At 62.2% G+C, this 18406-nt stretch carries 17 protein-coding genes; 8 read left to right on the top strand and 9 right to left on the bottom strand.

All coding sequences use genetic code 11. The features are described from left to right. Positions 1-37 precede the first annotated feature (37 nt). The 3 genes from AB8A23_RS09430 to AB8A23_RS09420 are packed head-to-tail and all read right to left on the bottom strand — an operon-like array spanning position 38 to position 2737. Positions 38-1948 (bottom strand): M3 family oligoendopeptidase, encoded by a 1911-nt coding sequence (locus AB8A23_RS09430; protein ID WP_439059858.1) that lies wholly within the window; start codon positions 1946-1948, stop codon positions 38-40. 25 nt (positions 1949-1973) lie between these two features. Beyond that, the gene (locus AB8A23_RS09425; RefSeq protein ID WP_089265883.1) at positions 1974-2411 is read right to left on the bottom strand and encodes a hypothetical protein; all 438 of its coding nucleotides are present in this window, start codon (positions 2409-2411) and stop codon (positions 1974-1976) included. Next, entirely contained in the window at positions 2408-2737 is a 330-nt protein-coding gene (locus AB8A23_RS09420; RefSeq protein ID WP_089265882.1) for a helix-turn-helix domain-containing protein, read from the bottom strand. Before AB8A23_RS09420 ends, AB8A23_RS09425 begins: the two co-directional genes overlap by 4 nt. 110 nt (positions 2738-2847) lie before the next feature. Between AB8A23_RS09420 and AB8A23_RS09415 the strand changes: the two genes are divergently transcribed. From AB8A23_RS09415 to AB8A23_RS09395, 5 genes are all read left to right on the top strand, one after another. After that, the gene (locus AB8A23_RS09415; protein ID WP_309943133.1) at positions 2848-3189 is read left to right on the top strand and encodes a hypothetical protein; all 342 of its coding nucleotides are present in this window, start codon (positions 2848-2850) and stop codon (positions 3187-3189) included. 135 nt (positions 3190-3324) lie between these two features. After that, positions 3325-3978 carry a TerC family protein gene (locus AB8A23_RS09410; RefSeq protein ID WP_231079233.1) on the top strand — a complete coding sequence of 218 codons (654 nt, stop codon included), beginning with the start codon at positions 3325-3327 and terminating at the stop codon, positions 3976-3978. Positions 3979-4040: 62 nt separating this feature from the next. Continuing rightward, positions 4041-5543 carry a sigma-54-dependent transcriptional regulator gene (locus AB8A23_RS09405; RefSeq protein ID WP_439059859.1) on the top strand — a complete coding sequence of 501 codons (1503 nt, stop codon included), beginning with the start codon at positions 4041-4043 and terminating at the stop codon, positions 5541-5543. A 314-nt stretch (positions 5544-5857) separates the two neighbouring features. Next, complete coding sequence (locus AB8A23_RS09400; RefSeq protein ID WP_439059860.1) at positions 5858-8047, top strand: L,D-transpeptidase family protein; 2190 nt, start codon at positions 5858-5860, stop codon at positions 8045-8047. Positions 8048-8332: 285 nt separating this feature from the next. Beyond that, positions 8333-9991, top strand: a complete 1659-nt coding sequence (locus tag AB8A23_RS09395) for a DUF882 domain-containing protein (protein WP_439059861.1) — start codon at positions 8333-8335, stop codon at positions 9989-9991. A gap of 172 nt (positions 9992-10163) precedes the next feature. Here the strand turns inward: AB8A23_RS09395 and AB8A23_RS09390 are convergent, their stop codons facing one another. Further along, on the bottom strand, positions 10164-10439 hold the full coding sequence (locus tag AB8A23_RS09390) for a DUF2312 domain-containing protein (RefSeq protein WP_068728829.1): 276 nt from the start codon (positions 10437-10439) through the stop codon (positions 10164-10166). A gap of 187 nt (positions 10440-10626) precedes the next feature. Beyond that, the gene (locus AB8A23_RS09385) at positions 10627-10929 is read right to left on the bottom strand and encodes a DUF1244 domain-containing protein (RefSeq protein WP_089265876.1); all 303 of its coding nucleotides are present in this window, start codon (positions 10927-10929) and stop codon (positions 10627-10629) included. A gap of 177 nt (positions 10930-11106) precedes the next feature. Between AB8A23_RS09385 and AB8A23_RS09380 the strand changes: the two genes are divergently transcribed. Together AB8A23_RS09380 and pyk are read left to right on the top strand one after the other, a co-directional pair. Continuing rightward, a complete protein-coding gene (locus AB8A23_RS09380; protein WP_120287141.1) occupies positions 11107-11715 on the top strand; it encodes a DUF1036 domain-containing protein in 609 nt (202 codons plus the stop codon). Continuing rightward, the gene (pyk, locus tag AB8A23_RS09375; protein WP_068728836.1) at positions 11712-13145 is read left to right on the top strand and encodes a pyruvate kinase; all 1434 of its coding nucleotides are present in this window, start codon (positions 11712-11714) and stop codon (positions 13143-13145) included. Before AB8A23_RS09380 ends, pyk begins: the two co-directional genes overlap by 4 nt. 172 nt (positions 13146-13317) lie before the next feature. Here the strand turns inward: pyk and AB8A23_RS09370 are convergent, their stop codons facing one another. The 3 genes from AB8A23_RS09370 to AB8A23_RS09360 all read right to left on the bottom strand — a co-directional run bounded on the left by AB8A23_RS09370 (position 13318) and on the right by AB8A23_RS09360 (position 15485). Continuing rightward, on the bottom strand, positions 13318-13743 hold the full coding sequence (locus tag AB8A23_RS09370) for an OsmC family protein (protein ID WP_120287142.1): 426 nt from the start codon (positions 13741-13743) through the stop codon (positions 13318-13320). Between the two features lie 42 nt (positions 13744-13785). Then, the gene (locus AB8A23_RS09365) at positions 13786-14748 is read right to left on the bottom strand and encodes an alpha/beta fold hydrolase (RefSeq protein WP_120287143.1); all 963 of its coding nucleotides are present in this window, start codon (positions 14746-14748) and stop codon (positions 13786-13788) included. 74 nt (positions 14749-14822) lie between these two features. After that, entirely contained in the window at positions 14823-15485 is a 663-nt protein-coding gene (locus AB8A23_RS09360; protein ID WP_120288006.1) for a DUF3750 domain-containing protein, read from the bottom strand. Between the two features lie 261 nt (positions 15486-15746). On the opposite strand from AB8A23_RS09360, the gene AB8A23_RS09355 reads away from it, so the two are divergent. Then, positions 15747-15929: a hypothetical protein gene (locus tag AB8A23_RS09355; RefSeq protein WP_068728843.1), complete on the top strand. Its 183-nt coding sequence runs from the start codon at positions 15747-15749 to the stop codon at positions 15927-15929. Positions 15930-16089: 160 nt separating this feature from the next. Here AB8A23_RS09355 and AB8A23_RS09350 read toward each other — a convergent pair whose 3' ends face one another. Continuing rightward, positions 16090-18396, bottom strand: coding sequence for a mechanosensitive ion channel domain-containing protein (locus AB8A23_RS09350; RefSeq protein ID WP_439059862.1), 2307 nt, complete (start codon positions 18394-18396; stop codon positions 16090-16092). Positions 18397-18406: the final 10 nt, after the last annotated feature.

Raw genomic sequence — 18406 nt, 5'->3', positions numbered from 1 at the left:
AAAGCTCGCGTACGTACAACAAATGTTTTACGTACGCCTACCCCATCGCTTCAAGCTCATCGATCATCCCGGCGATGACCGAGAGGCCGCCGTCCCAGAAGGTCGGGTCCTTGGCGTCGAGTCCGAAGGGCTTGAGCAGCTCCGAATAGTGCTTGGTGCCTCCGGCGGCGAGCATCGCGAGGTAGCGATCCGCAAACCCTTCCTGAGCGTTCTCGTAGACTGCATAGAGCGAGTTCACGAGACAATCGCCGAAGGCATAGGCGTAGACGTAGAACGGCGAGTGGATGAAATGCGGGATGTACATCCAGAAATTCTCGTAACCCGGCTTGATCTCGATCGCGGGCCCGAGGCTTTCAGTCTGCACACTGAGCCAAAGCTCGCCAAGCCGCTGCGCGGTGAGTTCGCCGTGACGCCGCTCGGTGTGAACAGCGCGCTCGAATGAATAGAACGCGATCTGCCGCACTACCGTGTTGATCATGTCCTCGACCTTGCCCGCGAGCAATGCCTGGCGCTGCTTGGCGCTCCTGGTCTGCGACAGCAGCCGCTTGAAGGTCAGCATTTCACCGAACACGCTGGCGGTTTCGGCCAGCGTCAGCGGCGTCGGCGCCATCAGCGCGCCATTGCGGGCAGCGAGCACCTGATGCACGCCATGGCCGAGTTCGTGGGCGAGCGTCATCACGTCGCGCGGCTTGCCCTGATAGTTCATCAACACATAGGGATGCGCCGACGGCGTGGTCGGATGCGAGAACGCTCCGGGCGCCTTGCCCGGGCGCACCGGCGCATCGATCCAGCGATCGGTGAAGAAGCGCTTGGCGATATTGGCCATGTCAGGTGAAAACGCGCCATAGGCGGTCAGCACCATGTCCTGCGCGTCCGACCATGGAATCGTGCCGGTCGGTGCGAATGGCAGCGGCGCGTTGCGGTCCCAATGGGCGAGCTTCTTCTTGCCGAACCAGCGCGCCTTCAATTGATAATAGCGATGCGACAGCTGCGGATAGGCTGCGCGCACCGACGACACCAGTGCATCGACGACTTCGCGCTCGACGCGATTGTTGAGATGGCGGGAATCCGCAATGTCCTGGAAACCGCGCCAGCGGTCGGAGATTTCCTTGTCCTTGGCCAGCGTGTTGGTGATCAGCGCAAAGGTGCGCTCATTGGCCTTGAAGGTTTTCGCCAGCGCTTGCCCGGCCGCCTTGCGCTTGGCCGGCGCGCGGTCCTGCAGCATGGTCAACGTTGGCTCGATCGCCAGCTCCTTGCCGCCGAGCTTGAAGCGCAGACCTGCGATCGTCTGATCAAACAGGCGGTTGAAGGCGCCATAACCGGTCTGGGACTTCTCGTGAAACAGCTGCTCGACGCGGTCTTCGAGCTGATAGGGCTTGTCCTTGCGGCTGTCTTCGATCCACGGCCGGTAGTGGCCAAGCTCGGGCGTCTGCATCGCCTGCTCGATCACGGCATCGTCGACACGATTGAGTTCGAGGCCGAAGAAGAGGAGATGCACCGACGCCGCGGTGATGCGCTCGGAGACGTCGCCGTAGAATTTCGAAATCGCAGGATCGACGCTGTCGCCGGCATGGACGAGACCGGCATAGGAGCCGAGCCGGCCGGCGAGATCGTCAATCGCCTCATAACGGCGAACAGCGCCCGCAAGCCACACACCACCGCCGGGCTTAACCGTCTCTTCCGCGAGCTTGCCCTTGTAATCGGCTTCGAATGCCGCGCATTCGGCGTCAATCTTGTCGAGATCCCCGGCAATCTCCGGCGCGTCGATCGCCGTGTAGAGATCCGCGAGATTCCATTCCGGCAGCTTGCCCCCCGGTGATTTGGCCGATGATTTCGACACCACCTTGCTCACCGCTTTTTTGACCGGAGCGGATTTGCGCGAAACAGTTTTGCGGGTAGCGGTCTTTCGAGAAGGCTTGGCAGTCCGGGCAGTCGCAGATTTCGTCATGAATACTTTCGGTTGGATGCAGCCGTCACACGAAAGCAGCGAGCTGCGGAGCGAAATGGACAAGCAGTTCTTCGCCCTCGGTCATCAAGGGTTCGATCTCGTCATGAAGCATATGGCGAATCGTACACCACACCATGACAATCCGTGCGACAAGCCACCATCGCGTCCCGCGCAGCGCAGTGCGGGCATGCGCCGCCACCAGCGGCAGGCTGCGATGCTCGAACAACAGGCGCCCGGTGCCATCTTCGAGAATGTACTGGCCATCCACGCGCGATACGCACAATTCGCAGGCCTGCTCCGGCTGCGGTCCCAGCAGATAGAGCTGCGCATCGCCGTTCTCAGTGATGCCAGTCTCCCATTCGCGGCCGCGATGCCCGAGATTGATCGTGTCGGCAAGCGTTGCGAGCTCGGTCTCGCTCCACGCGCCCTGCAGCGGTTTGCGCTGAAATGCGATGACGTTCATTTGGGTGCTCCAAACAGCAGCCGGTGCAATTCCGGCTCGTAATAGACCAGCAAATGTTTTGCGAAGGCGGCCGGCTCCAGACCGAGCTGAATGGCCCATGCTTCCATCGTTTCGGTGGGCACCCGACTGAAGCCGTTCTCAACCTGCGAGATGAACGTGTAATATTTGAGACCAAGTTTTGCGGCGAGATCGACCTGCGACAACCCGGCTTCCGCTCGCCGCGCCTTCAGCCAATCCCCAGCCTGTTTTCGCAACTGCCGCGCTTCCGGCAAGGCTTTGCCGCGCTGCACTCCAGCGAAATCCTCTTGATTTTCGCCACGTTTCATGATTACGAAACTATCCAGTATGAATTAAAGATCTGACGACTTCCTGTAGCACGACTATCGAGCTGCAAGAACGTTGCGGACGGGATGAAACGATACCCGACAGGACAACGATGGCCTTTACGGATCGCAACAGCATCGGCTGCAAGTATGCGCCTCCTGCCCCTCACCGGGTCAAGGAGCTGTTTGCCGCAACCCTTTTGCTGGCGCTGACCGCGGCACTGGCCTTGCGCGCATTTGTCTCGCTCGATGCGCTGGCGCCGATGGTCGCCACCCTGCTATTCGCACTTGCAGCATTGATGGCCGGTGGCGCGCTGATTCCGCGGAACTTCGCGCGGCGCGCGACCTGGTTCGATGTCGCCGGCGTCCTGACCTTCATCGGGGTCGGCATCACCATTCTCATCGAGCCTGACCAGATGGTTCGGCTTGTCACCCTCTCGGATCAACCCGAGTAACGGATCGGATCAACCGCGGGATCAAACCCGCATGTTTGCAAGCACGAGTTTTAACAAGCACGTCCTGGCCCGGGCCCCTCTGGCAGTTCACCCGAACTGTGATGTCGGACTGGACGTTCATACGGAGTGGCCCACATGACAGACTTCTTCACCGCTGAAGCTATGACTGCACTTTTCCAGGTCGTGATGATCGATCTGGTTCTCGCCGGCGACAACGCCATCGTGATCGGCCTTGCGGCTGCCGGCCTTCCCAAGGAACAGCGCGGCAAGGCCATCCTGATCGGCATCATCGCCGCCACCATCCTGCGCATCGGCTTCGCCAGCATCACCGTTCAACTGCTGCAGATCATCGGCCTGCTTCTGGCCGGCGGCATCCTCTTGCTGTGGGTGTGCTGGAAGATGTGGCGCGAATTGCGCGCCGGCCATGAGCACGATCTCGACGCGCTCGAGAACCAGCTCAATGCCGATGGCACGGCCAACGGCCCGCGCAAGACGCTGGGCCAGGCGATCTGGCAGATCACCGTCGCCGATGTGTCGATGTCGCTGGACAACGTCCTCGCGGTCGCTGGTGCTGCGCGTGAGCACCCGAGCATCCTGATCTTCGGCCTGGTGCTGTCGATCGCGCTGATGGGTCTCGCCGCCTCCTTCATCGCCAAGCTGCTGCAGAAGCACCGCTGGATCGCCTATGTCGGCCTCGCCATCATTCTCTATGTGGCGGGTGACATGATCTATCGCGGTGCCCGCGAAGTCTGGCCCTATGCGACGGCTTACCTCGCCCCGGTGTTATGAAAGCATTAAGGCTTTGATCGCCATGGTGGCTCAAATCGGGACATACCCGCTCTGGAGTTGCCATGGCCGAACGAATCCTCATCGCAGATGACGACGCCGTCCAGCGCCGCCTCCTCGAGAACATGGTGCAGCGCTGCGGCTATGAGGCCATCACGGTCGATAGCGGCGACGCTGCCATGGCCCGGCTGATTGATCCCGAAGCGGCCGCCATAGATGCTCTGGTCCTCGACCTGATGATGCCCGGCCTCGACGGCATGGGCGTGCTCGACAAGATCCGCGATAGCGGCATCAGCATCCCGGTCATCGTCCAGACCGCCCATGGCGGTATCGAGAATGTTGTGTCCGCCATGCGCGCCGGCGCGCATGATTTCGTCGTCAAACCTGTCGGCGTCGAACGTCTGCAGGTGAGCCTGCGCAATGCGCTCAATACCAGCGCACTGAAAGGCGAATTGCAGCGCATCAGGCACAGCCGCGAAGGCAAGCTCACTTTTGCCGACATCGTCACCCGCAATGCCGGCATGGACGCCGTGCTGCGCACTGCACGCAAGGCGGCGACATCTACGATCCCCGTGCTGATCGAAGGCGAGTCCGGCGTCGGCAAGGAATTGATCGCGCGCGCCATCCACGGCTCAGGCGAACGCAGCAGCAAGCCGTTCGTGGCCGTGAATTGCGGCGCCATTCCCGACAACCTCGTGGAGTCGATCCTGTTCGGCCACGAGAAGGGCGCCTTTACCGGCGCCACCGACCGGCATCTCGGCAAGTTTGTCGAGGCTCACGGCGGCACGTTGTTTCTCGACGAAGTCGGCGAGCTGCCGCTATCGGCACAAGTGAAGCTGCTGCGCGCGCTTCAGGAAGGTTCGGTCGAGGCCGTGGGCGGGCGCAAGCCGGTCAAGGTCGACGTCCGCATCATTTCGGCCACCAACCGCAAGCTGCTCGATCTCGTCAAAGCCGGGCAATTCCGCGAAGACCTGTTCTATCGCCTGCATGTGCTGCCGCTCACGGTGCCGCCGCTCCGGGCGCGCCGCGAGGACATTCCGTATCTGCTGCGGCATTTCCTGGCGCGTTTCTGCGCCGAGGAGAACAGGCCGATTACCAGCATCGCCGGCGACGCCATGACGATGCTCACGCAGCTCGACTGGCCGGGCAATATCCGGCAGCTGGAAAATGCCGTCTACCGCGCCGTGGTGATGAGCGAAGGCGATCAACTCGGACTGGCGGACTTCCCGCAAACGACCGCGTACGCTCCATCGATCATGGCATCGGCAGTCGCGCCGCTGATTGTAGACCCCGTCTTCCACACGATGGCGCCGACCATGGTACCGGGCATCGACGCAGCCCCGATATCGCTCGCCGCTGGAAGCCTGTCCATGCTGACAGCCGAGAACGAGGTAAGGGCACTGGAAGAGCTCGAATCCGAGATCATCCGCTTTGCCATTGCGCACTATCGCGGCCAGATGTCGGAAGTCGCACGGCGCCTCAAAATCGGCCGGTCGACGCTCTACCGCAAGCTCGATGAGGCAGCCGAGAAAGATTCATCGATTGCGGATTCCGCACCGTCGAACTGAACTTCTCGCCTCCCACGCGATTGAACATGTTGTTGCGATCGTTATGGAACTTGAACCGTTGCGGTCTGGTGACACACAAAGTCAAAAGCATCGGTGAAACCTCGGTATGCGTTGCAAACCGGGGAGGTTGAGGTCAGTTTGTTGTGACTTGTCCGACAAGCGCTAGCGCTTGTGCCGGGCGCGTGTATCGTCTGCACAGGAAGCGCTCTGAATCGGAGCGAGCAGGCAAAACAGCGCGACTGCTTCAACCGAAGCTGATGATGTCAGACTAGAACTGTTCCATGCCGGAACAGCTCACCTAACGAGGTGCGAGAATGCGAGACTATTCCAAGGGCCGCTCGGGATTCGACCGCGTGCTGATGGCCGTGGCCGCGACATTCCTGACGGTTTCCGCTGGCGCCGCAGCTGCTGCCCAGAGCGCAGCGCCCCGCGACAGTGTCTCCGAACTCGCCATCGATGCGGCGGTGCCGCGCCCCGAACCCGCCAATGTTGCCCCGCCGACCGCTGCCGACTTCAAGGCCGATGCACCAAAGGCCGAGACCACCGCGTCCGTGCCGGACGCGACCCGGACGTCCGAGAAAACCATCGGCTCGACCTCGACCGATACGCCAAAGGCAACCGAGGCCGCGCAAGCGCCTGCGGATGTGAAGCCGAGCGAGGCTGTAACCGCGCCCGCCGCTGCGACACCGCCGGCCGCGACTGCTGTGGCACCTCCTGCGCCCGCAGCCGAACCGCCGAAGGATGTCGCCAAGGACATCGCCAAGCCCGCGACCACCGTTGCGTCCAGCGATCAGCCGGTCGCCGAGAAACTGCGCGATATGTTCGGCGCCAAGTCCACGCGCTATTTCGACCGTAAGGGCGAGCGCGCCGCGGTCGAGAAGTTCTACACCGCACGTGACTTCGCACCGATCTGGACCCAGGGCGGCGCAACGACCCCTGCCGCCAAGGGCGTCATTGCGCGCCTCAAGGACGCCGCTTCTGACGGCCTCGACGCCGCCGACTATCCGGTGCCGGATTTCACCGCGGCGAATACGCCCGATGCGCTCGCCGAGGCGGAGCTGAAGCTCACCGCCAGCATGCTCGACTATGCCCGCCAGGCACAGAGCGGCCGCATGCACTGGTCGCAGGTGACTGGCGACATCATGTATCCGGAGCATCCGACAGATCCGGCGGAAGTGCTCGCCAATATCTCGACCGCGAAGAACGCTTCGGCAGCCCTCGACGCCTACAACCCGCCGCACAAGGGCTATCAGGAGCTGAAGAAGAAGCTCGCTGAACTGCGCGGCGAAACCGCAACGCCAGTACAGCCGATCGGCGAGGGCCCGGCTCTGCGTTTCGCCAAGGCCACGAAGAAAAATCCGAACCCGACCGTGATGGACGACCCGCGCGTGCCGTTGCTGCGCGCGCGCCTCAATGTCGAGACTCCGGCCGAGACCAAATACGACGCTGCCGTCGCCGAAGCCGTTCGCAAGTATCAGGCAAGCAACGATCTGAAGGCCACCGGCGTGCTGGACGAGGCCACCGTGCGCGCGATGAACTCGCCGAAGCGCGACCGCCACATCGATACGGTGCTGGTCAACATGGAGCGTTGGCGCTGGCTGCCACGCCAGCTCGGCGCGTCCGCAGTCGGCAATGCCTATGTGATGCTGAACATCCCGGACTATACGCTGAAAGTGATGCAGAACGGCGCGCAGGTCTGGACCACACGCGTCGTCGTCGGCAAGCCGGGCAATCACGCTACGCCGCTGATGACCGAAACGATGAAGTACATCACGGTCAACCCGACCTGGAACGTGCCGCCGTCCATCATCTACAACGAATACCTGCCCGCTCTGCAGCAGGACCCGACGGTGCTTGACCGCATGGGCCTGAAGCTGACGCGCAATTCCGACGGCAGCATCCACATTGCGCAGCCCCCCGGTGAAGCCAACGCGCTGGGCCGCATCCGCTTCAACTTCCCGAACAAGTTCCTCGTCTATCAGCACGATACACCGGACAAGAACCTATTCGGTCGCGACGAGCGCGCCTTCAGCCACGGCTGCATGCGCGTGCAGAATCCGGATCAATACGCCGCGACGCTGCTGAACATCACGATGCCGAACGAGCACTACACGCCGGAGAAGGTTCGCGGCATGTATGGCCGCAGCGAGATCGATCTGAAATTCCCGACGCCGATCCCGGTGAACATCACGTACCAGACCGCCTTCGTCGATGACGCTGGCAAGCTGCAGCTGCGCAAGGATATCTACGGACGCGACGCGCAGATGATGCAGTTGCTCCGCGGCGGCAAGAACAAGGATCTGGAACAGGTCGTTGCCCGGGCCCAGCCGAGCTATTCGCGCCCGCGCGCGGATATTCCGCAGGGCGTGGCCTTCAACGACAACGGCTCGCGCATGGCCAGCAACGGCGGCCTGTCCTTCTTCGAGCGCCTGTTTGGCGGCGGTGCCCCGGCACCACAGCCAGTTGCGCCCGGTCAGAAACCACGCCGGACGGTGACCCGCTAAGCGCGACGCCAGTCCTCAAAATTCGAAAGACTTATCAAGGGCTTCACCTTCCGGTGGAGCCCTTTTTACGTTTCGCTCTTTATCCAGATTAACCATCGTCCATCTGGAACCCGGCAGCGGGCTATTTTTCGCCATACTCAATGGGTTAAGTTTAATGGCTGGCTGAAAAGCCCGCTTGGGGGGATGGGTTGTAAATCTCGGTTAACCCTCCCGTTTTAAGAGTACGTTCACTCTCTGTCGCCGCATGGGGTAGCGAGAGAGTTGTCGACTTGGGTGGGTTCATACGTGCTGAGCGGTTTCGCACGCAAAACGAGATTGCGAACATCGCGCGCTGGCTTTCATGCCGGCCTCGCGTCAGTTCTGCTGATGGCAGGCGCCAGCTCCGTCCATAACGCCACCGCTCTCGACGAAACCCGCACCCTCTCGTTCCACCACACCCATTCAGGCGAAGACCTCACCGTCACGTTCAAGCGCAACGGCCGCTATGACGACGACGGGATGAAGAAGATCAACTATTTCTTGCGCGACTGGCGCAGCCAGGACCAGACCAACATGGATCGTCGCCTGTTCGACATCCTCTGGGAGGTCTACCGCGACGTCGACGCCAAGGCGCCGATCCAGATTATCTCCGCCTATCGCTCCCCCGCCACCAACGCCATGCTCCGCCGCCGCTCGTCCGGCGTCGCTCGCGCCAGCCAGCATATGCTCGGCCATGCGATGGACTTCTTCATTCCCGGCGTGGCGCTGGAAAAGATCCGCTTCGCCGGCCTGCGCCTGCAGCGCGGCGGCGTCGGCTTCTATCCGACTTCCGGCTCGCCTTTCGTACATCTCGACACCGGCAGCATCCGTCACTGGCCGCGCATGACGCATGACCAGCTGGCGCGCGTCTTCCCCGACGGCCGCACCGTGCATCTCCCCACCGACGGCCGTCCATTGGCTGGCTATCAGCTGGCGATGGCTGAGATCGAGAAGCGCGGCGATGGCGACAGTGCAGCTTTTGCCAAGAGCAAGCCGGGCCTGTTCGCCTCGCTGTTCCGTGGTGGCAAGTCGAATGACGACGAAGACGAGAGCGCAGCAGCCGCGATCGCACCCGCCAAGCCGTCGCCTGTGGGCATGATGGCCGCCGCGATGCCTGCGAAACCGGTCGATACGAAGCAGGCCGAAACGAAGTTGGCTGAGGCGAAGTCTTCGGACCCCATTCCGATGCCGCGCTCCAAGCCGGCCGCAGCAGCAACCTATCAGCTCGCATCGGCCGACACCGAGACCGTTCCGGTACCGCGCCCGAAGGCACCGATTCCGGCGCCCGCAGCCAAGACCGACAACCGGCCGCAGACGCCGGCCGATATTATCAATGCCCGCGGCTTCTGGGATGATATGCCGGCGCCGAAACAGGCCACGCCGCAGCAGGTCGCCGCGATCACCGCACGGCAGGCCTTGGCCAATGTGGTCGATCCGCAGCCGGCCGCCACCGAGTCCAGCTTCGCCAAGGCGATGGCCTATGCGCCGCCGGCTAACTCCCCGGTCGATCGCGCCAATGTCGTTGCCGCGAGCGCGCCGATCCCACGTAGCATGCGTCCGGCCTCCGTGGCCAAGAACCCGATGGCGGTGAATAACATCACGACCGTCGTCGCGAAGGGCGCTCAAGGCCAGAACAGCACCGTCACCGTAGCGACCCGCCTGACCGCAGCAGTCATTCCCGACAACCATGTCTGGATGCGCGCAATGATCCTCGCGCCGAGCGCCACCACGTCGATGTCAGCCTCAGTGATGGGCGACGGCGACATGACCATCCTGCGCGCGCACTTCGTCAAGCCGCAGGCGGTGGTGGCGATGACTTTCTCGGATGATCCGCAGCTCGGTCTGGTCTGCGACCGCTTCACCGGCTCGGCAACGGCCTCGCTTGCGACGACAGCATTTGTGATGCGCACGGCGTCGCTGCGTTAAGCGCGCGAATTTCTCAGACTACAATGGTGTCATGGCCGGGCTTGACCCGGCCATCCATCGCTATTTTTGTGGCTAGATGGATACGCGGGTCGTTTAGCGCGAAGACGCGCTTCGCGCTTTTGCCCGCGTATGACACCTGAGTGTTTGGCTGAGTATTGGCGCGCTAAGCGCCTTACAGCATTCCCAAGGCCTGCAGATAGGTCTCGAGGATCGTCTCCTGCTCGGCACGCTCGTTGGCGTCCTGCTTGCGCATGCGGATGATGGTGCGCAGCGCCTTCACGTCGTAGCCGTTGCCCTTGGCTTCGCCATAGACGTCCTTGATGTCGTCGGAGATCGTCTTCTTTTCTTCTTCAAGGCGCTCGATACGCTCGACGATAGCCTTGAGCTGATCCTTGGCGAAAGAATGTGTCGCCTGATCGTCCAGCACGGACGCAGCAGAGGTGGCCATCGAAAACTCCTGGTGAACTGATGTTGCTTTAAGCGGATATGGGGTGGGTTTAGTGCGCAGCGTTATGCGCGCATTAATCTTAAGGAAATGACACTCAAGACCACGGCGCCTTGCGTCAAGGCGCCTTCGCGGTCATCCACAGCGCCCCCACAGCTTTGATTTCATGCCTCAAAAAGACCAGAAATCGTCAGTGCCCGCTGTGCACTTTCTTCATGGCCTCAATTTGTTCGGGTTTGGCCTCGGCCTGATGCAGCGATTTCCAGGTCTCGTAAGGCATGCCGTAAATCGCTTCGCGGCTCTCATCCTTGGTCATCGCCACGCCCTTGGCGTCGGCAGCGTCCTTCAGCCAGTTTGACAGGCAGTTCCGACAGAAGCCGGCCAGATTCATCAGGTCGATATTCTGCACATCGGTGCGACCGCGCAAATGGTCAACCAGCCGGCGAAAGGCGGCGGCCTCGAGTTCGGTCTGGATCTTGTCGTCAATCGCCATGAATGGTCTCGCTGTTGCACCCGATACCGGCCTGTCGTCTTCATGTAACATGGGCGCTGTCACAGATTTTGCCATATCACAACGCAAACCGCCTGGCGGGACAGAATTGGTTCCGCGACCGTTGACAGGCCCGCCGGGTCAAGCGAAATCGTCAACGAATTGAGATAGCTTCGCCGCATGACCGCAAAAGATTCCCATTCCCGCCCCTTTCGACGCGTCCCCCTCGCCGGCCTGTTGCCGGTGCTGGCGCTGGCCCTGTCGTGCCTGTGGACGAGCCCCGCGGCGGCTGATTTCCGGCTGTGCAACAACACCTCGAGCCGGGTCGGGATCGCGCTGGGCTACAAGGATGCCGAAGGCTGGACCACCGAGGGCTGGTGGAATGTCTCATCGCGAGCCTGCGAAACCTTGCTGCGCGGAACCCTGGTTGCGCGGTATTATTATATCTACGCACTCGATTACGACCGGGGTGGTGAGTGGTCGGGTCAGGCCTTCATGTGCTCCCGCGACAAGGAATTCACCATCAAGGGCACCGAAAACTGCCTCGCACGCGGCTTTGACCGGACCGGCTTCTTCGAGGTCGATACCGGCGAACAGCGTGCCTGGACGGTGCAACTGACCGAAACCAACGAACAACCGCCGAAGCTGCCGGGCATTCCGGGGCCAACCGGACCGCCTCCGGGCGCACCCGGCGCGGGCTTCCCCGGTCTGCCTAACACGCCAGGTGGCGCGCCCCCGGGCGGGTCAACGACCCTGCCGCCATCAGTACCGCCGGGAGGCAAACAATGAGACGTCAACGCCGCATCAAGATTCTGGCCACGCTCGGGCCTGCCTCCTCGGACAGCGCGATGATCCGCAAGCTGTTCGAGGCTGGTGCCGACGTATTCCGCATCAATATGAGCCACACGCCGCATGACAAGATGCGCGAGCTGGTGAAGACCATCCGCAATGTCGAGAGCAGCTACGGCCGCCCCATCGGCATTCTGGTCGATCTGCAGGGCCCGAAGCTGCGCGTCGGCGCCTTTGCCGAAGGCGGCGTGCAGCTCAAGAATGGCGAGAGCTTCGTGCTGGATTCCGATCCTGCCCCCGGCGACGCCACCCGCGTGCACCTGCCACATCCGGAAATTCTCGCTGCACTTCGCCCGGGCCATGCGCTGCTGATCGACGACGGCAAGCTGCGGCTGATTGCCGAGGAGACATCGAACGACCGCGCGGTGACGCGCGTGGTGGTCGGCGGGCGCATCTCCGACCGCAAGGGCGTCAGCCTGCCCGATACAGACCTGCCGGTGTCGGCAATGACGCCGAAGGACCGCCTGGATCTGGAAGCCGCACTCGAGACCGGCATCGACTGGATAGCCCTGTCCTTCGTGCAGCGCGCCGAGGACGTGCATGAAGCCAAGCGGCTGGTGCGCGGCCGCGCATCCATCATGTCGAAGATCGAGAAGCCGCAAGCGATCGACCGTCTCGATTCCATTCTGGAAGCGTCCGACGCGCTGATGGTGGCGCGCGGCGATCTCGGCGTCGAACTGCCGCTGGAACGGGTACCAAGTCTACAAAAGCGCATGACGCGCATGGCGCGCCGCGCCGGCAAACCGGTTGTGGTCGCTACGCAGATGCTGGAGTCGATGATCCAGAGCCCGGTGCCGACGCGCGCCGAAGTCTCCGACGTGGCAACGGCCATCTATGAAGGCGCGGACGCCGTCATGCTGTCGGCCGAATCCGCCGCTGGCAAATTCCCGGTCGAAGCCGTCTCGACGATGAACCGCATCGGCGAGGAAGTGGAGCGCGATCCGACCTATCGCACCGTACTGATGGCCCAGCGCCCCGAGCCCGAGCCTACCGCCGGTGACGCCATTGCGGACGCCGCACGACAGATCGCCGAAACGCTGGATCTGTCTGCGATCATTTGCTGGACCAGCTCAGGATCCACCGCCGTCCGCGTCGCTCGTGAACGGCCGAAGCCGCCGGTGGTCGCGATCACACCGAACCTCGCCGCCGGTCGCAAGCTGTCGGTCGTGTGGGGCGTACACTGTGTGGTGGCGGAGGACGCGAAGGACCTCGACGACATGGTCGATCGCGCCGGACGCATCGCCTTCCGTGACGGCTTCGCCAAAGCCGGCCAACGCATTATCATCGTGGCTGGCGTACCGCTCGGCACACCAGGTGCGACCAACATGGTCCGCATCGCTTATGTCGGGCCAAACGACGCGGATATGTAGTTCACTTGCTTAACCTCTCCCCGCGCTTTGCGGGGAGAGGTCGCCACGTCTCGCGGCGGGTGAGGGGCATCGCACAAAGCCCACCATACGCACTTCACTCACGGATCGAAGAGCCCCTCTCCCCGCAAGAGCGGGGCGAGGGAGTGCGCGGCAGGTGCCAAGACCCTGAGAACTACACCAGTGTCGCGTCGAGCGTGATTTCTGCGTTCAGCACCTTCGACACCGGGCAGCCGGCCTTCGCCATGGCGGTGAGTTCGTCGAACTTCGCCTTGTCGGCGCCGGGAATAGAGGCCGAGAGCGTGAGGTGCACTTTGGTAATCGCGAAGCCGTCACCCTGCTTCTCCAGCGTCACGTCGGCCTTCGTCTCCATATTGTCAGCCTTGAAACCGGCTTCGCCGAGGATCAGAGACAGCGCCATTGTGAAGCAGGCGGCATGGGCGGCGCCGATCAGCTCTTCAGGATTGGAGCCCGGCTTGCCTTCGAAGCGGCTGGCGAAACCGTAGGGATAGTCGGCGAGCGCGCCGCTCTTGGTGGAAATCGATCCCTTGCCGTCCTTGATGCCACCTTGCCATTTGGCCGAACCGAAAGTCGTGGTCATGCAATTCTCCTCAATTTGGTTTGAAGTCGATCGAACGGGAGGTTAGCGCAAGGCGGCCTTCGGTTTTGTGTCAGCGGCCGAGATCATGCCCTCGATCTCCCCCACGATAAGATCAGGCGCAGCGTTTTGCACCATATGACCAACGTTCGGCAGCACGATTAGTTTGGCGCCCGGCACGGTTTTCGCGAAATGACGCGAATGAATCTCCGGCGATACGATGGTGTCGGCAGAGCCTGCGATCACGACGGTCGGAGCTTTGATATCGGCATAGCGCGATGCCTGCGCCATGACGGCAGATTTCAACGTTACTAGATCCCAGGCATTGGCAAGGAAGTTGCGCGGCCGCAGTACAAGTTGCGTCGCGGTCTGCGCGATATAGCCTTCCGGCATCGGCTGCGGCGCAAACACTGCGCGTCCGGCCATGTCCGTCAAGAAATAGCCGAGCGGCAGCGTGATCGTATAGGCCAGCAGCTTGCCTATGGCCGGAGTGGTGACGACCTCGTTATAGATGCCAACGCCACCGGGCCAGGGATGAGTGACACCCGCCAGCATGACCAGTCCTGCGAAACGCTGCGGATAGTCCAGCGCCATCAGCGCGCCGAGTGCGCCGGCAAGCGAATGCACCACAACGATCGCCTGATCGACGCCGAGTTTTTCAAGCGCTTCATCGATCATCCTCGCCTGCATCGCCGGAGAAGAGTTCGACAAATCGTCACGCGTGCTCCAGCCAAAGCCGGGACGGTCGATCAGGATAACGCGGTGTTTTTCTGCCAGCATATTGCCGAGCGGCAGCCGCATGGTCTCCATGCTCGACGTGGCACCGTGGATGAGGACAATCGGCGGGCCTGATGCGTCGCGTGGTCCGATCTGCACCACATGCAGACGGCCACCCGTGACGTCGACAAGCTCACCCGTTGGCCGATATTTACGCTCGAATACCAGCACGCCGACCTGCGTGGCCACGGCCAGCACGCATAGCACGGCCACCACAGTGACCGATATCATCGCCGATATCCGAGGAATTTTGTGCACGGTTCAGCTACGCGACGGTACCCTGAGGGTTTCGCGCCGCGCGTCATTTACGCACTGACGCCAAGACGACCAATGCCCGGCAGTTTGATCGCGGGCCGGCGGATGTCGAGGCCGAATACGGCACCCAGCAGATTGAGCTCGACCCCTTCGACCCAGCCTGCGGTAACACCGAGATAGCCGCCCAATGTGGCGCGCACGCCGGTGCCGGAAGGTGTCCAGCCAAAGGCATTGCCGGCATAGGGGAAATCCTTCCCGATGGCGGTGGGCGGCAATGCCACCTGCAATTCGGGCACGGCGGCCAAAACTGCCGCGACGAAGGTGTTGGAGTTCGGCCCCGGCCAAGCCCGATAGTCGCCATAAGAGCGCCAGGAGTAACTCGCGATGGCCGCCTGGATTTTCGGGATCATGGCGGTGGCGGCATCGCCGTCGGCGGAGGCGATAGCGGTCGGCACGTCGCCGAACCAGCGGCCGTCTGCGGCAAATCCATTCAGGCGGATCGGCTCGCCCCACGCCGTATAATCGTAGCGAGTATAACGCGACGCGCCCTGTTCCTTGAACACGATCCAGCTATGGACCGCAAAGATACCGCGCCAGCGCACGGTCCGCGCCGCGAAGACGCGCACAAGTGCCTCGGGATGCGTGGCGGGCGGTGGCAACAGGCCGGCGCTTGAACGATCCGCGCTCTGCCAATCTACCGAGCGATCACCCATCCAATATCTCGCTGCCGACACAACAATGGGAACGACGAGAAGCGCGAGCAGGACAATCACAAATTTTCTCACCGAGGAAAGGCCCGTGGAGGGAAGTAATGTTGTGGATATGGGGGGCGTTTGGCGGCTTTGCCACGGTGGCCGCGACGAATGGCCAGCAAGAACTGTCCACGCTATCCACAGGAACGCATTCGTTCCCGCCCGGTTATCGCCACGATCAGGCGGCGGACTGACGCCATGATCTGAACTGGAGATAGTTCCATGACGGCCCGCCCAACCGATGCTGTGATCGACGAAATCATTTCTACCTGCAATGGCGACTTGCGCGGCGCGCTCAAGGCTTTGCTGATGGTCAACGAGCAACTGGAAGCGGAATTGCAGCAACTCTATGCCGCTTCACCCCAGTTCGGTGCTATCCGGCCCGGCAATAACGTCCTGCACTAGATCGACAGACGCACCTATTCTGGATTGTCCTTGTCTTCCGGTTCGTCCATCTGCCAGAGAGGCCGTGGCGGGATGGCGAATATGGCTGCCATTGCGCCCCACGTAGCCGCAACTTTGGCTAATCCGGAGCTGCCGCATCCTCGAAAAGTCGCGACAATCACTAGCCCGCGCGGCGCTGCGCTGACTTGCTCTGCTGGTTATCTGCGTCATTGTCCTCTGCAGCTTCAGTGGTCGGCGGCGGCAACTGCATCAGGACGGTCTGTCCGGGTGACGCGATCTCGATACCTTCTTCCTGGAAGCGGATTTTCATGCGGCGATTGAATTCGCGCTGCACCGCCCAGCGGCCGGAATCGGTACACCGGATCTGCCCGACGATCGTCGCCATCGAACCATCGACCTTATCGACGCCCCACAATTCGAGATCGCTGCGGATCAGCGGCTTGAAAGCTGCCTCATTGCGCATCTGCTCGACGATGTCCTTCAGCAACTGGCCGGCGCGGTCGGTATCTTCCTTGTAAGCGACGCTGACGCTGACGGCCGCGTTGCCTGCACCGCGGCTGGCATTGGTGATGGTGGTCACCGCGCTGAAGGGAATGATGTGAACCGAACCATCGCCGGCACGCAGTCGAATGGTACGGATCGAGACGTTCTCCACGACACCCGACAGGCCCGACACCGTAACGTTGTCACCAACCTGCACGGTGCTTTCCAGCAGCAGAAACAGGCCGGTAATCACGTCCTGCACCAGCTTCTGCGAACCGAAGCCGATAGCGATACCGAGGATGCCGGCACCAGCGAGCAGCGGCGCAACATTGACACCGATCTCGCTCAGCGCGGTGAGCGCAACCACCGCGATGATTACGCCGAGCAATGTCGTACGCAGCATCGGCTGGAACGTGCGCAGACGGGCCGCGCGGGCGAAATGAGCATCGCGCGTCAGCGCCGCGAGCTGACGCTCCATCAGCGCATTGCTACCTTCCCACACAACCGCAGCGACAATGGCAGCGATGCCGACGGTGATGACAGCCGAGACGACCCGACTGCCGATCTGGCCGCCATAGAACCAGACAATGGCATTGACGCCCCACACTTCCAGCAAGGCAACGAGGCCGATCACCGCGATGATCGTTGCGACGACCTTGCGCAACAGTGGCAGATAACGATTGGCACGCGTCTCAAGACCCGGAAAGCGCTGCAAGATTTCCGGTTTGATGCGGAAACCGCGATCAATGAGGCTCAGCGCAATCATCGAGACGAGCCGGGCCACCAGCGCGACAATGACCGTGCCGACGATGTATCGCAGCAGCAATGAATAACCGTTCTGGATATTGAGCGCCCAGATGGTCCAAGCCGCCATCACGACGACGATCGCCAGCACATGCCAGAGACTGGCGAGGCGATTGCGCATCGCGCTCAAGAAGCCCGTAGCACCGATCGGCGCGCGGAGTGCATCGGCAACGGGCTTCCGGCACTGCAGGACGATGACGACGACAAACAGATGCACGACCAGCATCACGAGCTTGATCAGCGCGAAATGCGCCGAGCGATAGAGGCCCATCATCAGGGCAACATTGGCGATTGCGATGCCGGTGGCGCCGACGCCGACGATGCGACGCGTCCAGATTTCGAGATAGGCTGCGGTCTCCTCCTTCACCCTGAACAGCGCGAGCGGCCCGAACAGTGCGCGCATCGCACAGATGATGGCGCGCGCCACCACATAGCTGTTTACGATCGCAAGGATCGCGAGGCGCGTGATCCCGGCATCGCCGATCTGGGTGCCGAGCAGCAGCGATACTGTGCCGGTAAAGACGAAAATCGGAAACAATTCGAGGAGAAGACGCCCGACCACATAGGGAAGCCGCAGCAGCGATTGCCACGCCCGGGTCAGGCTGCGTCGCCGTTTGTTGAGATCAGGCGCCTCGGTGAAGTCGGCCGTGGACGACGGTGGATCGGCACGTTCGATGAGCGAGGACGGCGCACGGGCGACGAAAGGAATGCGCGCCTCGAGCGCGGCCTGCGGCCTCCGCAGCAGCCAGACCATGAGCCATTCCGCCGCCAGCGCACCGCCGAATACGACAACAAGCTTCCAGGCGATGTCGAACAGGAGATGATAGGTGGCGGGATCGTTCGCGCTGCGCTGTAGCCAGTACCATAGCGCCGGAAAGCGCGTGACCGATTGCACGGCTGTCGAGACCTCGCGCGTAATATCGCCGAGCTGATCGGAAATCGTCACCAGCAATTGCGCGCCAAGACTGTCGGCGTCGAGCGGAATGGCAGGCTTCTTCTCCGGCGATGCCGGTGTCGCCGCGGCGATCGCGCGCAGCGTATCGATCATCTCCTTGCGCTTGACGTCGTCCTGCAATGTGTCGAGCGCAGCCTTGGCCTGATCGGGGGACAGCGTCGAAGCTGCAGGCGCCGGCGGCGCATCAGCTTTCTGCGCCAGCGCAGGGCTGGTCACAGCAGCCATCGGTGCGGCC

The sequence above is a fragment of the Tardiphaga sp. 619_E2_N8_4 genome, assembly GCF_051810905.1.
In the GTDB taxonomy this organism is placed as follows: domain Bacteria; phylum Pseudomonadota; class Alphaproteobacteria; order Rhizobiales; family Xanthobacteraceae; genus Tardiphaga; species Tardiphaga robiniae.
The sequence above is the reverse complement of the archived record's forward strand: the minus strand, read 5'-3'. Positions and strand labels throughout refer to the sequence as shown.

Bases quoted from the DNA above. Each gene is read 5' to 3' on its own strand.
- AB8A23_RS09425 (WP_089265883.1), bottom strand. From the start codon at position 2,411: ATGAACGTCATCGCATTTCAGCGCAAACCGCTGCAGGGCGCGTGGAGC.
- AB8A23_RS09405 (WP_439059859.1), top strand. From the start codon at position 4,041: ATGGCCGAACGAATCCTCATCGCAGATGACGACGCCGTCCAGCGCCGC.
- AB8A23_RS09420 (WP_089265882.1), bottom strand. From the start codon at position 2,737: ATGAAACGTGGCGAAAATCAAGAGGATTTCGCTGGAGTGCAGCGCGGC.
- AB8A23_RS09385 (WP_089265876.1), bottom strand. From the start codon at position 10,929: ATGGCGATTGACGACAAGATCCAGACCGAACTCGAGGCCGCCGCCTTT.
- AB8A23_RS09400 (WP_439059860.1), top strand. From the start codon at position 5,858: ATGCGAGACTATTCCAAGGGCCGCTCGGGATTCGACCGCGTGCTGATG.
- AB8A23_RS09350 (WP_439059862.1), bottom strand. From the start codon at position 18,396: ATGGCTGCTGTGACCAGCCCTGCGCTGGCGCAGAAAGCTGATGCGCCG.
- AB8A23_RS09430 (WP_439059858.1), bottom strand. From the start codon at position 1,948: ATGACGAAATCTGCGACTGCCCGGACTGCCAAGCCTTCTCGAAAGACC.
- AB8A23_RS09390 (WP_068728829.1), bottom strand. From the start codon at position 10,439: ATGGCCACCTCTGCTGCGTCCGTGCTGGACGATCAGGCGACACATTCT.
- AB8A23_RS09355 (WP_068728843.1), top strand. From the start codon at position 15,747: ATGACGGCCCGCCCAACCGATGCTGTGATCGACGAAATCATTTCTACC.
- AB8A23_RS09410 (WP_231079233.1), top strand. From the start codon at position 3,325: ATGACAGACTTCTTCACCGCTGAAGCTATGACTGCACTTTTCCAGGTC.
- AB8A23_RS09365 (WP_120287143.1), bottom strand. From the start codon at position 14,748: ATGATATCGGTCACTGTGGTGGCCGTGCTATGCGTGCTGGCCGTGGCC.
- AB8A23_RS09380 (WP_120287141.1), top strand. From the start codon at position 11,107: ATGACCGCAAAAGATTCCCATTCCCGCCCCTTTCGACGCGTCCCCCTC.
- AB8A23_RS09370 (WP_120287142.1), bottom strand. From the start codon at position 13,743: ATGACCACGACTTTCGGTTCGGCCAAATGGCAAGGTGGCATCAAGGAC.
- pyk (WP_068728836.1), top strand. From the start codon at position 11,712: ATGAGACGTCAACGCCGCATCAAGATTCTGGCCACGCTCGGGCCTGCC.
- AB8A23_RS09360 (WP_120288006.1), bottom strand. From the start codon at position 15,485: ATGGGTGATCGCTCGGTAGATTGGCAGAGCGCGGATCGTTCAAGCGCC.
- AB8A23_RS09415 (WP_309943133.1), top strand. From the start codon at position 2,848: ATGGCCTTTACGGATCGCAACAGCATCGGCTGCAAGTATGCGCCTCCT.